Origin of the sequence: Streptomyces sp. NPDC102406 (assembly GCF_044765725.1) — a bacterium.
GTDB lineage: Bacteria > Actinomycetota > Actinomycetes > Streptomycetales > Streptomycetaceae > Streptomyces.
Map to the genome: position 1 here is coordinate 106,893 of NZ_JBIWKP010000002.1, position 13,954 is coordinate 120,846.

Genomic DNA, 13,954 nt, shown 5'->3' on the forward strand with positions numbered 1-13,954 from the left:
CCTCAGCCGGTCGGATCGCCGTCGAGCTGCTCCACGCGCCCTTGATCCGGTGCGGTCTCGTGGGTGGCAGCCGACCGCTCGTCGAGCCCGAGCACGACCGGGACGGACAGCACGCTGAGCGCGGCGAGGAAGACCCAGGGCAGCGCCGCGCCGCCCTCCAGCAGCGCGGTGAGCAGCGCCGGCGCGAGGGCGGTCCCGACCGACCAGGACATCTGGTAGACGCCCAGGTAGCGACCGCGCAGATGGTCGGGCGCCATCACGACGCTCAGTTCGCTGATCGGCGGTGAGCTGAGGATCTCGCTCACGGTGTAGCACACCATCGCGATCACCAGTCCTGCGATCACCGCCCAGCCGGACAGCGCGAGCAGTGAGCCGAAGACGGCGAACGCCGCCACGTTGAGCATCAGGGCCCACACCAGCACCGTCACCGGTCCGCGCGTCTCGGTCCATCGGCTGGCGAGGGTCTGGAGCAGCGCGACCATGGCCGTGTTCAGCACGACGAGCACGCCGACGACCCATGAGCCGACATCGAGGTTGTCCGCGACGTAGACGGCGAGGAGCACCGCGATCACCGTGGAGGAGAAGACGAAGGAGATGTTCGTCGCGACCAGCCGCAGATAGCGGAGGTCCTTCAGGACGGTGCGGTAGCCGCCCGGGGGCGGGGCAACGGTCTCACGCACCTTGTCCCTGGCGTCCGTGGCGTCCGTGGCGTCCATGGCGTCGCCCGGGTCCGCTCCCGGCAGGGTGAGCACGAGCCAGCCCGCCACGGCGAAGGTGACCACGTTCACCACCATGATCGCCTGGAGGCCGGTGACGGTCCCGATGCTCAGGGCCACCGCGGAGACGGCGCCGCCGAAACCCACGCCGACATTGCGCAGCGCTCGGACGAAGCCGAACCAGCGGGACTGCTCGACACCCCGGGCGACCAGCACCGTCAGCGGGCTGCTGCCCATCCAGAAGGCGGTGGAGCCCAGTTGCACGACGAACTGCCACACCACGATCTGCCAGGCGGCGTGCGAGAACAGGAACCCGATGAATCCGGCCACCGAGATCCAGTTGCCCACAGCGACCACGGTGCGCGGACCGAAGCTGTCCAGCAGGCGCCCGAGGACGAGCGGGACGGGCAGGGCGAGCAGTTGGCCGACGGTCAGCGCAGCGCCGATGGCGACCAGTGACAGCGACGTCGTTTTCACGAAGAAGACGAGGGTGAACGCCCCCACAAGCCCGTTGCCCAGAGCGTCGATCAGGTTGGCCGAGACGAAGCGGCCCTGGCCCGTGAGGTCGGGCAGGCCCCATGCCGTCCGGATCCGCCGCCGTGCCGAGGGCGCGTGAGAGGTACGCGGCATGTCGTCCCTACTTCACCGTGGTGCTGGACGCCTCGCCCACGGCGGGGACCTCGCCCCAGGCGGGTCGTTCGCACTGATGGAAGACGGCGGCGCTGCGCGCCTTGGCGTGTGCCGCTACGGAGATGACGCCGCCCGAGCCGGCAGGCACCACCTTGGCGTAGGCACCCGCGCACCCCTGCGGGGTGTAGAACATGCCGTAGGCCGCCTGCCACTCCTCGGTCTTCCCGGAGACCGGGTCCACCACGAGTTCGGTGCGCGGGACCACCCGCTGCTGGACGACACATCCTTCGACCGCGAGTTCCTCCAGGGCGCGCCGCCAAGCGGCGTCGTCCGTCTCCCAGCCCACCACGACGCCGACCCCGCCGCCCCGCCCGTTGACCTTGAGGATCAACTGCTCTCGGCGCGCCAGGCATTCGTCGACGAGGCCGGTGTCCGTCTTCAGCACCTCGGTGTCGATCAGCCGGGTCCAGGGCAGCACCCGGTCGATCACCCGGCACTCGTCCTCGCTGAAGTTCCGTCGCCGTACGGGGTCCGAGAGCAGCGCCATGCAGGCCTTGTTGGCGAACACGTTGCTGGACAGGGGGGTCCAGGTCAGCGTGCGGCCGGCCCGGTGCGCACGCAGCAGCGGCGCGGCCAGCTCCCATCCGCCGGGCTCCTCGGCGATCTGGTCCGGGACGAAGGCGCGGTAGACCACGTCGATCCTCGCGTCCCCGAGATGGAGCGCCCCGTCACGCTCGTGCACGTCCGAGACCTCGCCGAGCAGGATGTCGAGGCCCGCCGAGCGCAGTGCGGACTGGAAGTTGAGCCAGAGCTCGCCGTAGTCCTTCATCCCGTCGCGCCACTCCAGCACGGCCACCACGGGCTCGCGGTCGGGTGCGACCTGGGCCCCGAAGTTTCGTAGGGACTCCACCACGGCGTGAAGGGGATGCACGTAGGCGAGCCGGTTGCGGCGCGCGAAATCGGCGAAGGCGTCGACCTCCATCGCCGCCTTGGACATCTCACTCGCGAGGGCCCAACCGCCGGATTCGCTGCCCAGATTGGTTTCCAGGAGTTTGAAGGAAGTGCCGTCGTGATACATGTCGGCGCGGCCGAAATAGGGCGGCAGCATGTCTTCGAAACACCGAATCGCTTCCCAGCGTCCGTCGTCGATGCCGAGCACCGCCCGGAACCGGTCCAGATCGCCGCCGAACATCCGGTCCGGCAACGAGAAGATCATGTCGACCAATTGCTGCAGATCGTCGGCGAACGCACGCAGCTCTCGTTCGGCGACGAAGAGGGGTCTGCCCAGGTATTCGCCGTGCCAGGGCGCGAGCGTGGGAAATTGCCTGATGTGCTCGGCGACCCGGGGCAGGTCACTGCCCGGGGTACGGAACTCCTCGTTGTAGTGGGCTGTTACCCGCTCCGCCGACATGAATTCTCCACTCCTGCCTCGATCGCGTCCGGGTCCTCGGACCCACGGAAGCCACTCTTCCACCCCGTCTGGAGAGGCGACTAGATTGCGACTCAATTGCCACACAACGCCCCCTGCGGACAAAGGAATTGCGCGTTAGGATCCATGAATTCGAGATCAGATTATGGGAGGCGTGTCATGACGGCCACGACGGACACTTTCGCCGACGCCATCGGCGGCCTCGGCGACACCGAGTGGAACCGGCTCGCCGACGACAGGTTCTACTCGTCGGCGCTGTGGCTGCGCGTGTGCGCCCTCGATCCCGGCGGGGTCTCGGGCGCGGTGCACGTGACGACCCCGGCCGGCGATCGCGCCGCGGTCCCGGTGGCGGCCGTGACCGACGAACCCACCCCGGACCTGCGCTGGCACGACATGCTCACCGCGCGCGGTCTGCCGGCGCCCGAACCGGGCGGTCTGCTCATCGGCCAGCGCCGCGGTTATCTGGCGCACCTGCTGACCAGCGACGGAGCCGACCGCGTCGAGGCGGCCGCCGAGGTCGTCGACGCGGTCCGGGCGGTGCGCTCGCCCCTGCACGCGGGGGCGAAGTTCGCCCGCGTGGCGATGTACCTGACCACCGCGGACGTGACGACCCTGCGCGCGGCCGGGGTGCGTACCACGCCGGTCGCCCTGAAGACCGACGCCTGGATCGAGATTCCGCCCGGCGGTTTCCCTGCCTGGCTGGACTCGCTGTCGGCGCACCGGGCCCGTCGGATCCGCAGCGAGATACGGAAGTTCGAGAGAGCCGGATACGTGCTGGAGCACCGGACCCTCACCGAGTCCTGGCAGGACGTGGCCCGGCTGCTGGCCCGGTCGTTCCTGCGCTACGGCAGGGCCGTCGACGTCGCACCGATGGCCGAGTCCTTCCGGCGGCAGGGCGAACTCGCCGGTGCGCGTGCCCAGGTGGTGCTGTGCTCGCGCTCCGGTGAGGAGCCCGTCGGCTTCTGCATGTACTACCGCTGCGGTGACACCGTGTACCTGCGGGCGCTCGGTCTCGACCACGAGCGGCTCGTCTCGGCCGCCGAGTACTTCAACCTCACGTACTACATGGCGGCGCGGCTCCCGGGAGTTCGCCGACTGCACGCGGGCACCGAGACCGCGGAGGGCAAGGCGCTGCGGGGCGCGACACTGCGGCCGCTGTGGCTCCTCGACCTGACCGAGGACAGCCCGTTGGCCGGGTACGACGACGAGATCCGCGCGCACAACCGCGCCCTGCTGACCCGCCTGCGCGACTCCTCCCCCGCCATTTCCGGGGCCCTGGAGTACGAGCTCTGGGAGCCGTACTGCTGAGAGCCATGTGCCGCCGGGCGGCGGGTGTCGGCCATCTACGATCATCTGCCGCCGCACACGGGCTCAGACCGCCGGGTTGAAGTCGATCTGGAGCATGTCCCGTACGCCCGAGACGCCGTCGGGGACGACGGGTGAGACCTCGTGGGTGATCATGTCGTCGTCGAAGAACACGGAGTCGAGCGGCTGGAGCAGGGTCGTCCGCACCGGGTGGCTGCCGTCGTTGGGATGGATGGTGGACAGCCCTCCGCTGACGCCGTCACGGCGCATCAGGTGCAGGCCGACGAAGGAGTGGCCGTCACGGTGGCGGCCCTCGGGAGTGGGCAGGCCGTCGGCGCCGACGCGGGCGACGACACGGACCAGGTGGACCCCGACCTGCCAGGAGGTGTTCCCGTCGGCGGCGGTCGCCATCCGGGCGTCGAACTCGACCAGGGCGCGGATTCCGCCGCTGAGCAGCACCTCTTCGGAGACCGGCTCGAAGACGCGGTCCTTGCCCCTCCAGAGCGGGATGGCGTCCTGGCGGAAGACGGCGTTGGGCAGGACCTCCAGGGAGACGGTGTCACCCTCGACGTCGACGCGCAGGCGGCCGTAGCGGCGCTCGCGGTACACGTCGACGCCGTCGGTCTGGGTGTCGACCGGCAGGTTCTCGAAAGCGCCGCGGAGTTCTTCGAGGTCGGTGTCGCGGACGAGTCCGGCGAGTTCCTGTCGGCGCATGACGACGAAGCCGTCGCGGCGGACCTGGTCCAGGAAAGTGGGCACGCCGTCGCGGAACTGCTGCCCGGCGCTCGACGTGGTGACGGTGTCGGTCATGGTCTTTCCCCTCTGCACGAATGTCCCGGCAGACCGGCGTCTCCGGTCGTGCGGGTGCGGTTGATGGCGGGTGCGACCGGCGGTGCGGTCACACCCGATGGCTTCTGGCGCGTCCTCAGTCCCGCTCCTCGTACTCGACGCGCAGTGTCCGGCCGAGGTGGTCGAGGAAGGCCTTCGCCGCCGCGTCCGACGTGTGGTGGGAGAGCACGACCGCCGGGTTGCCCGACCAGTCCGGGTAGGGAAGCAGCTCCGCGCCGGGGCCCGCGGTCCGCACCACGTAGTCCACGTGCGGATCGGCGCGCACCACGTCCAGGCCGTGGATCTCCTTGACGCGTCCGCCGTCGCCGATCGGTACCAGGTAGCAGGCCGCGTGGCCACCCGGGACCGGTTCCTCGGTCCAGCAGAGCGGCTCGTGGCCGAGGTGGACACGCAGCGCCTCGGCGGCCAGGTCGATGCCGCTGCTGACGTGGACGAGGTGGTGCATGTTGCCGCCGCCGCCGAGGCGCGCGGCCATCTCCAGGAGCACCGGGCGCACCCCGCCGACCAGCCGCAGTTCGGTGTGCATGCTGCCTTCGGTGACGCCGAAGGCGTGGTGGGCTGCGATCACCTCCGCCTCGATCGCGTCGAGAATCTCGGCCGGCAGTTGGGCGGGGGCCCGCAGCGTGGTCTCCTCGAAGTAGGGCCCCGCCAGCTCCCCCTTCCAACTGACGGCGCAGACGCGCACCTGCCCGTGGTGCACGAGGGATTCGGCGGAGAGTTCCGGGCCGTCCAGGTACTCCTCGACCAGCACGCCGGTCTCGCTGTCCGGTCCTTCGGTCGCTCCCAGGTGGTGCGTCTCGATCAGCTTCCAGGTGCGGGCCACGGCCTGTTCGAGGCCGGCCGCGTCGTCCACGCGGATCACCGCGAGGCTGGAGTGACCGTTCGACGGCTTGACCACGAGAGGGAACCGCAGGGTCAGCGCCTCGTCCCAGCCGTCCGGCTCCTTGATGACGACGAAGCCGGGCACGCCGAGCCCCGACTCCAGCAGGAGCCGGCGCATGCGGCGCTTGTCGCGCACCACGGCCGCGGCCTCCTCGGTCAGGCCGGTGAGGCCCAGTTCCCGGGCGGCGCGCGCCACGAACGGCACGACTCTCTCGTTGCCCGCCATGATGCCGTCGAAGGGCTCCCGCCGATGGCGCTCGACGAGCGCGTCCAGCGCGTCGTCGGGGTGGTCGTCGACGTCCAGCGGCAGCACCTCGACGACCGCGTCGGGCCGCCCGGCGGACTCCACCGTGTCGTCCCCCCGGGGAATGAGGATCAGGTCGATCTCGGCCCGCTCGGCCGCCTCGAACACCCACGGGTACGTGGAGAGCTGGCCGACGAGGACGAGCTTCGGTCGCTGGGACATGAACGGTTCTCCAAGGTGTGGGTTGCGTGGGCGGGCCCGGCCGTGCGCCCTGGGCGTGGCCGAGTCCTCTGATCGGCCCGGGGAGGGGCGCGTAGGGTCGAGCGGGTGTGGGGCCGTGACCGTCGGGGTCAGGCGGAGCACATGGCAGGTGCGCTGCTCAGCCGCGCCGCCAACTGACGGATCCCCGGCTCCCATGCGTAGGAGAACCGGCCGTCCACACCTGCGTGCTGTGCGCGCATGAGGTATCTCTCCGCCAGTTCCTCCAGCAGGTCCTCGGCCTGCTGGTCGCTGATCCCCATGACCGCCGCGCCGAGCGCCGGTGTGAGCCGGTCGGGAACACCGGGCGACAGCAGTGCGTGGACCAGGGGCCGCAGGTCGGCGGGCAGCGTCGCGAGCGTGCGGTCGAGGCCGGCCCGTACCCCCAGCGGATCGCTGTCGGTGTCGCCCGAGGCCAGGGCCCAGGCGGTGGCCTGGCGGGCCGTCCAGTGCGGGCGGCGGCGCAACTGCGCGGCGAGCGCGAAGAGCGCGCCCGGCAGGCCACGGCAGAGCCGGGTCAGCCGGCGCAGCCCTTCCGGGTCCATCGTGATGCGATGTCTGGGCACGGAGGACTCCAGCAGATGCAGCGAGTCGTCGAAGGAGAGTCCGCTCAGTTCGACGTGGGCGGCCGATGAGGAGACGAACAGTCGCTGGCGGCTGCCGATCAGCACGCCGCAGCCCGCGCCGGACGGCAGGAGCGGCGTCAGGTCCCCCACGTCGCACACGTCGTCGAGCACCACCAGGACCCGGAGGTCGGCGGTCCAGGTACGGAACAACAGGCTCAGGTCGGTCGTGCTCAGCCGCAGCTCCTCCTCGGCCGCGCCGAGTCCGCGCAGGAACGAGCGGAGGATCTCGCCGGGCGGCACCCGCCGCCCGGCGCCCTCCCGAAGGCGCGCGTAGAGCCGCCCGTCGGGGTAGTGGCCGCTCGCCTTGTGCGCGGCGTGCAGGCACAGCTCGCTCTTGCCCGTGCCGGGGGCGCCGCCCACGATCACGACCGGCCGGTCCTGGCGTCCCTGCCCGGCCAGGACCGCGGTGACGCGCGCCAGTTGGTCGGCGCGTCCGGTCAGCCGCTCCCGCGGGGCGGGCAGATGGCGGGGCGCCCGCCTTCCGACGGTCACCGCGGTGAGCCGGCCGGCGGGGCGCAGCAGCGCCTCGTCGGAGGCGAGCATGGCCGTGTGCAGGGCCTGGAGCTGGGGCGAGGGGTCGAGACCCAGCTCGGCGGCGATCCGCTCGCGGGCCCGGCGGTAGACCTGGAGGGCCTCCACTCGGCGGTCCATGCGGTAGAGGGCCGTCATCAGGTTGCCCTGGGCCCGCTCGTCCGTCGGCTCCCGACCGGCCAGCACCGAGAGCTCGCCGAACACCTCGTGGTGCCGGCCCAGGTGCAGATCGGCTTCGATCCGCAGGTGGTGGGCGCTCGTGCGCGCCTCCCGCAGGCGGTCCGCCTCGGCCTGCAGCACGGGCCCCTTGCGCACATCCACCAGGGCGTCGTCGCGCCACATCCGCAGCGCCTCGTCGGCCGTCTCGCGGGCCCGTGCGAAGTCCTCCTTGGCGAACTCGGCGCGGGCACGGGCGAGCAGCGGCTCGCACCGGAAGACATCCACGTCGTCGGCGGGCAGCGACAACTGGTAGCCGCCGTCGACCGTGCCCAGCAGGGGTCCGGCCGCCCGCACCGCGCCGCCGCGCCGTGGATTGCCCAGCGAGAACCGCTTCCTGAGCTGGTACACGTACGTCTGCAGCGCGGTGTGTGCGCTGGCGGGCGGGTCGCTCTTCCACAGCTCGTCCATGAGGTCACCGAAGGGGACCACCCGGCCCGCGTTCAGCACGAGCATCGCCAGTGTCTGACGTACTTTCTGGGCGGCCGGCGCCATGTCGACGCGGTCATCGTCCCCGTAGGCCTGCAGCGGCCCCAGAAGGTTGATTCTCATGAGATTCGCCCTGCTTCATGATCGTTCGGTCCCCGTCGGGCCAGGTGGAGGCGTCACCGCGCGGCCCGGTCCGGGCCGGCGGTGCGGAGTGCTCGGCCCCGGGTCAGGAGCTCCTGGAGCCGGTCGTGGTGGCCAGATCGGGGTGGTGGCGGGCCACGATGTCGGGGAAGGAACGGATCAGCCCCTTCATCACGTTGTCGCCGTACAGGGCGAACAGTGGGTTGCCCGCGACGTCGATGACACCGTCGGCGCCCTCGACGTAGGGGCTCGGCAGCGGTTGCATCGTGGCGTCGAGACGGGGGTTGAAGAAGAAGGGGATGGAGTACCTGTCGACGCCGGGGGCGGGCCGGACCACCCGGTGGAGCGTGGCCCGTACGTAGCCTCTCGTCGCCACCTCCAGCAGTTCTCCGAGGTTGACCACGAACGCCCCGGGGATCACCGGCACGTCGATGAACCGGTCCTCCTCGACCGCTACCTGGAGGCCGCCGTTGTCGTCCTGGACGAGAAGTGTCAGGAGCCCGAGGTCGTTGTGGATGCCGGTGCCCTGTCCGGCCCCCGTGTCCTCGCTCGTCCCCGTGGGGCCGGGGTAGTGCAGGAGCTTGAGATGGATCTGGGGGTCGGGGTCGACCACGTCGTCCAGGAACCCGGCGGGGGCGTCGAGCGATTCGAGCATCAGCCGCAGCAACTGATGGGACAGCGCGGTCAGCCGGGTGATCCAGGACTCGATGGCCGGGCGCAGCTCCGGCATCGCCTTCGGCCACTCGTTCGGGCCGATCAGGCACCGGTAGGCGGGGTCGTCGGGCGCGGGGGCGCGCGCGGGCTGCTCCGGCCCGATGTCGAGCTGCCTGCGCTGGTCGGGAATGCCCTTGGTGTGTTCGCGACCGAGTTCGGAGTACCCGCGGAACAGGGGCGAGTCGAGGATGTTCAGCGCGAGCCGGTCGGGCTCGGGCAGGGCGAAGAACCGGCGGGCCAGTTCGAGCATGTCGTCGGCGTCCTCGACGCCGTGGCCGACGAGCTGGAAGAAACCGACCTCGTGGATGGCCCGGCGCAGCCGGTCCAGGAACTCCGCGCGCGTCTGTGCCGAACCGGCGGCGTCACGAAGGTCGAGCACGGGCAAGCGGTCGGTCATGTCAACTCCTGCTCATCGCTGGTCCGGTAGTTCGTCGGGTCGCTCACGCCGGCGTCCCGGAACGCTTCCTGCCGCTCCCTGCACGCGGCGCACCGCCCGCACTGCTCGGCCCCGCCCCTGAAGCAGCTCCACGTCTCGGTCCAGGGGACGCCGAGCTTCTCGCCGAGCGACACCACATCGCTCTTGCGGAGCCTGACCAGGGGCGCGATCAGGGTCAGGTCCGGGTGTGCGTAGCCGCGGGTCGCGATCCGTTCCATGGCGAGGAAGGAGTCGATGAACGCGGCGTTGCTGTCGGGCGCGGCCTGGAGGTCGTCGACGACGCCGACGGCGACCGCCTCCGCCTGCTGGGCGACGGCGACCGCGAAGGCGACGGACAGCAGGAGGGCATTGCGGTTGGGCACGACGTTCGGGCTTCCGCCGGACGTCACGGTCCCGTGGTCGGGCACGTCGACGGTCGGGTCGGTGAGCGAGGATCCGCTCAGCAGCCTGCCGACGCGGCTGAGGTCGACGACGTCGTGCGGCGCCCCGAGCCGTAGCGCCGCCTTCGCGGCGAACTCGTGCTCGATCAGATGGCGCTGGCCGTAGTTCACGGACAGCAGGTGGAGGGTGTGTCCTTGCTCGTGGAGGTGGTAGGCCATGGTGACCGAGTCCAGGCCTCCGGACACGATCGCGACAGTCTTCGGCATACGTCGCCTTCCGGCTAACGAAGGGGGGTTAAGGGTGCGGGGCAGCGGTGCGCGACGCGCCACCGGGGAAGCGGCGGGTGCGGGACCGATCGTCACGCCGCCGGCGTGGCGGGGACGGTCAGCCAGTCCACTCGGTCGCCCTTGCGGTACGTCAGCTCGACCTCGGGCCGCGCGCCGTCGAGCTTCGTCGTCAAGGTGCGCTCGTCGCTCCAGCCGACCAGCCTGTACCGGCCCTCGCCGGTCGCCTCCAGCGGGAAGAGGTGGTCCTGGGGGGAGCGGACGGCCAGGCCCCTGCTGGTGTCCTCGATGCTGAACGACACCCGCGGTTGCGGGCCGACGAGCGACCCGAACACCTCGATCTCCAACAGGTGTTCCGGTGCCTCGAACGAACACCGTGCCGCCTTGCGCTCCGCCTCGGTCGTGGCCACGGCCGGGCGGTTGTAGAGCACGTCCGATCCGTTGAAGTAGTCGGCCCACTCCGCGGGGAACAGCTCCGCGAGTTCCGGGGTGACCAGCACGTCCACGACGAGATGGACCCGGTGTTCGGTACCGACGTTCTGGATCTGGTGTCTGCGGCTGAAGTCGCCGAACCAAAACTCACCGGGCTGCCAGCGGTGGATCACTCCGTCGAGGTCGAGCGAGGCCTCCTCCTGGGTGATGACCGGCATGTGCAGCCGGGCCATGCCCCAGTCCGGGGCGAACTTGGGGTCGCAGTGGGGGTAGCCGATCACTCCGGGTCCCAGATCCATGAACCGGGCCGCGTAGAGGGGGCCGGGTATCGAGCGCAGCGTCTCGCGCACATACGGCATGTGGTCCAGCCACTCGGTGTCGGCGAACTCCACACTGCCCGGGCCGCCCGGATCGGTACGGGTCTTGTCGCCGCCCGGGCTGCGCACCGCGAGGCACCGCCAGTCCTGCTCGGCCCACCTGGACACACGCCCGTTCGTGTACGAGCTCTGCTCGTCCCACAGATGGTCGCGAGCCGTCATGAGGTCGGCCAGCAGCCGGTCGGCGTCCAGTGTGGGGAGCAGGCGCACCGCTTCCGCGGGTGTCGAGGACTCTTGCGCGTTCATCGTTGTCCTTCCATGGCACGGGGACGGCGTTGCTGGGTGCTGCCGAGAGCTGCGGCGGTCATACCCGCAGCAGGTCGAACAGCTCGCTCCGCAACCCCGGTTCCGTGCCGAACGCGCCGCGATAGGCGGTCGACGTCATCTGTGCGGCGGCCTTGATGCCACGCATCGACATGCACAGGTGCTCGCCCTTGGCGATGACCGCGACGTCCTGGGTGCCGCTCAGGGTGCTGATCTCCAGCGCGATCTGGTCCACGAGGCGCTCCTGGACCTGCAGCCGGTGCGCGTACTGATGGGCGACGCGGGCGAACTTCGACAGGCCGAGCAGTTGCCCCGTCGGCCGGTAGGCGATGGTCACGGAGCAGTTGAACGGCAGGAGATGGTGCTCGCAGAGCGACCAGACCTGGATGTCCGAGACGACGACGAGCTGGCTGGTGCCGATGGACTCGAAGAGCGTACCGAGGGAGCCCGGTTCGTAGTCGATGAACTCGCGCCACCAGCGGGCGAAGCGCGCGGGTGTGTCGCGCAGACCGTCCCGGTCCGGGTCCTCGCCGATCTCTTCCAGCAGTCGGCGGGCGAGTCCGGCCAGCGGGTCCTCGGCGGTCGCCGGCGCCGACGGGTCAGCGACGCGGTCCAGTTTTGTCACCGTCATGCGGTCACCTCTTCTGACTTCGGGATTTCGGGATGATGCAGGTCACGGCCGGTACTCGGCCCATGTCTTGGGCGTCTCCGAGACACGCACACCGGTCAGTTCGGGGAACTCCATCGACCAGGTCCTGTAGACCCAGGCGGCCATGTGCTCAGCCGTCGGGTTGTCGTCCATCACATCGTTCAGATGCCGATGGTCCAGGTGGCTGTCGAGCCACAGCTTGAAGGCGGACAGGTCTCCGTAGTCGCGGACGAAGCCCACCGGCAACAGGTCCGCGTCCTCGGCCCCGAGCTCCAGCTCGATCACGTAGTTGTGTCCGTGCAGACGGGCGCACTGATGCTCGGGAGCGAGCCCGTCGAGCTGATGACTGGCCGAGAATTCGAACTTCTTCGTGATGCGAAAGGTCATCGATCCAGGTTCCGTTCTTCCTCTGCGCGCGCTGTCGCTCATACGCCGCGCGTGTCGTCCCACAACAAGGTGTGCAGTCGGGTCGTCAGGTTCCAGCCGCGCTCCACCACCGCGTCGGCCAGCTCGCCCATGTGTTTGTTGACGTCGGCGGCGGTCCGCCCGATCGGCATGATCCACACCGAGGCCAGGTCGAAGGTCTCGACCAGTTCGGCCACCTCGTCGAGATCACGGTTGTTCTGACAGACGAACTTGAAGCTGCTGCTCGGCAGCGCCGAAAGGCTGGTGAGCGCGGCGGGGACGATCCGGCGTCGCAGCGGGTCGCCCGAGTGCGACAGCTTCGGCGAGACGTTGAACCGGACCCCGGCGGCGACGAGTTCGGGGTGCGCGGCATGCGTCCCGTTCGTCTCGATCTCGATCTCTCTGCCGTGGGCGGTCAGTGCCGCCACCAGCGGGACGAGTCGCTCCTGCTGCCCCAGCGGCTCACCGCCGGAGATCACGATGAGGTCGGTCCCGAAGCCCAGCAGTTCCGCCAGGACGTCATCGACCGGGCGCCGGTGCAGTTCCTCGCGCGGATCGTGGGCGACTCCGGTGTCGCCGGCCCCGGTCCAGTCCCACGTGTAGGGCGTGTCGCACCAGGAGCACGACAGATTGCACCCGCCGAGCCGCAGGAACGCGCACCTGCGTCCCATGGACCGGCCCTCGCCCTGGACGGTCGGACCGAAGATTTCGTTGACTACAAGATCCTGCCCCATGGCGCACCGCTTCCTAGGAGTCGGACGGAGTGCCGGACGCCGGCTTCTGCGCCTGCACGATGAACCAGTGCCGACGCAGCCGGACGCGCTGGTCCACGGTCGCCGCGGCGACGTATCGCTCGAAGGCCTGCCTGTCGGCCGCCGGGTCGTAGTCCTCGAGGATCGGCACCTGTTGCAGGAACGTGTCCAGGTCGCCGGGCGAGTGGTAGAACTCCTCGAACCTGAACGCCTGGCTTCTCGTCACGACGAAGCCCGCGTCCGACAGTTCCCGCGCGACCCGCTCCGCCAGGGGCAGACCGTGCCAACTGCCGAAGTCCTGGCCGCGCCCGAACGTCTCCTTCAGCTCCCGCGCGTCCTGCTCCCCGATGCCCATGTACACCACGGCTCCACCCGGGCGGAGCACTCGCTCGAACTCGTCGGCGATCAGCGGGCCGCGGCGGGACGTGACCACGTCGGCGGATCCGTCGGGCAGTCCGGTGTGCGCCGCGTCGCACAGTTCGAAGGCGACGTGTGACAGACCTGCTTCCTGCCGGTACCGCTCGGCCACCTCCAGCATCGACGGCGACAGATCGATGCCGGTCACGGCAGCGTAGGCGGGTGAGTTCCGCAACAGCCGGCGCCCGTCGGCACAGCCGACATCCAGCAACCGGGCCTGCGGGGTTCCCAGCGCGGCCACCAGTTCGTCGAAGACGTCGTCCGGACGGCCGTCGGGAAATACGTCGGTGCTCCGCGCATCGCTGAAGTAGCCGCCGAAACGCTCGGCCACCCGGGAGTAGAACTTCGCGTCCATCGTCATCGGGCGTGCACCCTCCCGTGAGTCACAGGGGAGGAGAACTCCCGCCATACACGGGGCGGTCGCCTCCTTGTCCGAGTGAATTCACTGACATGTTCTATGGCTGTCATTTCGAACCACTCCTTGAGGGCCGTCCCCCTGGGGGGCGCCGAGGTTTGGCAGAACCCAATCTCCGATGCCGCCCTATCGGAGAGGCATCACGGCACATGTCCGCCGGCGTTGGGGGCGG

13 protein-coding genes are annotated in these 13,954 nt (G+C 70.1%); 1 reads left to right on the forward strand and 12 read right to left on the reverse strand.

Annotated elements, in window-relative coordinates; all coding sequences use genetic code 11:
* Positions 1-2: 2 nt before the first annotated feature.
* The gene (locus tag ACIRF8_RS09060; protein WP_404212545.1) at positions 3-1,346 is read right to left on the reverse strand and encodes an MFS transporter; all 1,344 of its coding nucleotides are present in this window, start codon (positions 1,344-1,346) and stop codon (positions 3-5) included.
* Between the two features lie 7 nt (positions 1,347-1,353).
* Positions 1,354-2,757 (reverse strand): hypothetical protein, encoded by a 1,404-nt coding sequence (locus tag ACIRF8_RS09065; protein WP_404212547.1) that lies wholly within the window; start codon positions 2,755-2,757, stop codon positions 1,354-1,356.
* Positions 2,758-2,934: 177 nt separating this feature from the next.
* On the opposite strand from ACIRF8_RS09065, the gene ACIRF8_RS09070 reads away from it, so the two are divergent.
* Positions 2,935-4,083, forward strand: coding sequence for a GNAT family N-acetyltransferase (locus ACIRF8_RS09070; RefSeq protein ID WP_404212549.1), 1,149 nt, complete (start codon positions 2,935-2,937; stop codon positions 4,081-4,083).
* A 63-nt stretch (positions 4,084-4,146) separates the two neighbouring features.
* Here the strand turns inward: ACIRF8_RS09070 and ACIRF8_RS09075 are convergent, their stop codons facing one another.
* The 10 genes from ACIRF8_RS09075 to ACIRF8_RS09120 all read right to left on the reverse strand — a co-directional run bounded on the left by ACIRF8_RS09075 (position 4,147) and on the right by ACIRF8_RS09120 (position 13,728).
* On the reverse strand, positions 4,147-4,890 hold the full coding sequence (locus ACIRF8_RS09075) for a 2OG-Fe dioxygenase family protein (protein WP_404212551.1): 744 nt from the start codon (positions 4,888-4,890) through the stop codon (positions 4,147-4,149).
* A 115-nt stretch (positions 4,891-5,005) separates the two neighbouring features.
* Positions 5,006-6,277, reverse strand: a complete 1,272-nt coding sequence (locus tag ACIRF8_RS09080; RefSeq protein WP_404212553.1) for an ATP-grasp domain-containing protein — start codon at positions 6,275-6,277, stop codon at positions 5,006-5,008.
* A 128-nt stretch (positions 6,278-6,405) separates the two neighbouring features.
* Complete coding sequence (locus ACIRF8_RS09085) at positions 6,406-8,238, reverse strand: BTAD domain-containing putative transcriptional regulator (protein ID WP_404212554.1); 1,833 nt, start codon at positions 8,236-8,238, stop codon at positions 6,406-6,408.
* Positions 8,239-8,341: 103 nt separating this feature from the next.
* The gene (locus ACIRF8_RS09090; RefSeq protein ID WP_404212556.1) at positions 8,342-9,367 is read right to left on the reverse strand and encodes an isopenicillin N synthase family dioxygenase; all 1,026 of its coding nucleotides are present in this window, start codon (positions 9,365-9,367) and stop codon (positions 8,342-8,344) included.
* Positions 9,364-10,053, reverse strand: coding sequence for a 7-cyano-7-deazaguanine synthase (locus tag ACIRF8_RS09095; protein WP_404212558.1), 690 nt, complete (start codon positions 10,051-10,053; stop codon positions 9,364-9,366). The genes ACIRF8_RS09090 and ACIRF8_RS09095 overlap by 4 nt, the downstream gene beginning before the upstream one ends.
* A 92-nt stretch (positions 10,054-10,145) precedes the next feature.
* Positions 10,146-11,126, reverse strand: coding sequence for an aspartyl/asparaginyl beta-hydroxylase domain-containing protein (locus ACIRF8_RS09100; protein ID WP_404212560.1), 981 nt, complete (start codon positions 11,124-11,126; stop codon positions 10,146-10,148).
* 58 nt (positions 11,127-11,184) lie between these two features.
* A complete protein-coding gene (folE, locus tag ACIRF8_RS09105; protein ID WP_404212562.1) occupies positions 11,185-11,775 on the reverse strand; it encodes a GTP cyclohydrolase I in 591 nt (196 codons plus the stop codon).
* Positions 11,776-11,817: 42 nt separating this feature from the next.
* Complete coding sequence (locus tag ACIRF8_RS09110) at positions 11,818-12,180, reverse strand: 6-pyruvoyl trahydropterin synthase family protein (protein WP_404212564.1); 363 nt, start codon at positions 12,178-12,180, stop codon at positions 11,818-11,820.
* Positions 12,181-12,218: 38 nt separating this feature from the next.
* The gene (locus ACIRF8_RS09115; protein WP_404212565.1) at positions 12,219-12,932 is read right to left on the reverse strand and encodes a 7-carboxy-7-deazaguanine synthase QueE; all 714 of its coding nucleotides are present in this window, start codon (positions 12,930-12,932) and stop codon (positions 12,219-12,221) included.
* A 13-nt stretch (positions 12,933-12,945) separates the two neighbouring features.
* Positions 12,946-13,728 (reverse strand): class I SAM-dependent methyltransferase, encoded by a 783-nt coding sequence (locus ACIRF8_RS09120; RefSeq protein WP_404212567.1) that lies wholly within the window; start codon positions 13,726-13,728, stop codon positions 12,946-12,948.
* Between the last annotated feature and the right edge of the window lie 226 nt (positions 13,729-13,954).

What these genes read in the sequence shown, in the direction of transcription:
- ACIRF8_RS09120 (WP_404212567.1), bottom strand. Translation starts at nt 13,728, where the DNA reads ATGACGATGGACGCGAAGTTCTACTCCCGGGTGGCCGAGCGTTTCGGC.
- ACIRF8_RS09095 (WP_404212558.1), bottom strand. Translation starts at nt 10,053, where the DNA reads ATGCCGAAGACTGTCGCGATCGTGTCCGGAGGCCTGGACTCGGTCACC.
- ACIRF8_RS09115 (WP_404212565.1), bottom strand. Translation starts at nt 12,932, where the DNA reads ATGGGGCAGGATCTTGTAGTCAACGAAATCTTCGGTCCGACCGTCCAG.
- folE (WP_404212562.1), bottom strand. Translation starts at nt 11,775, where the DNA reads ATGACGGTGACAAAACTGGACCGCGTCGCTGACCCGTCGGCGCCGGCG.
- ACIRF8_RS09070 (WP_404212549.1), top strand. Translation starts at nt 2,935, where the DNA reads ATGACGGCCACGACGGACACTTTCGCCGACGCCATCGGCGGCCTCGGC.
- ACIRF8_RS09085 (WP_404212554.1), bottom strand. Translation starts at nt 8,238, where the DNA reads ATGAGAATCAACCTTCTGGGGCCGCTGCAGGCCTACGGGGACGATGAC.
- ACIRF8_RS09075 (WP_404212551.1), bottom strand. Translation starts at nt 4,890, where the DNA reads ATGACCGACACCGTCACCACGTCGAGCGCCGGGCAGCAGTTCCGCGAC.
- ACIRF8_RS09065 (WP_404212547.1), bottom strand. Translation starts at nt 2,757, where the DNA reads ATGTCGGCGGAGCGGGTAACAGCCCACTACAACGAGGAGTTCCGTACC.
- ACIRF8_RS09110 (WP_404212564.1), bottom strand. Translation starts at nt 12,180, where the DNA reads ATGACCTTTCGCATCACGAAGAAGTTCGAATTCTCGGCCAGTCATCAG.
- ACIRF8_RS09080 (WP_404212553.1), bottom strand. Translation starts at nt 6,277, where the DNA reads ATGTCCCAGCGACCGAAGCTCGTCCTCGTCGGCCAGCTCTCCACGTAC.
- ACIRF8_RS09100 (WP_404212560.1), bottom strand. Translation starts at nt 11,126, where the DNA reads ATGAACGCGCAAGAGTCCTCGACACCCGCGGAAGCGGTGCGCCTGCTC.
- ACIRF8_RS09090 (WP_404212556.1), bottom strand. Translation starts at nt 9,367, where the DNA reads ATGACCGACCGCTTGCCCGTGCTCGACCTTCGTGACGCCGCCGGTTCG.
- ACIRF8_RS09060 (WP_404212545.1), bottom strand. Translation starts at nt 1,346, where the DNA reads ATGCCGCGTACCTCTCACGCGCCCTCGGCACGGCGGCGGATCCGGACG.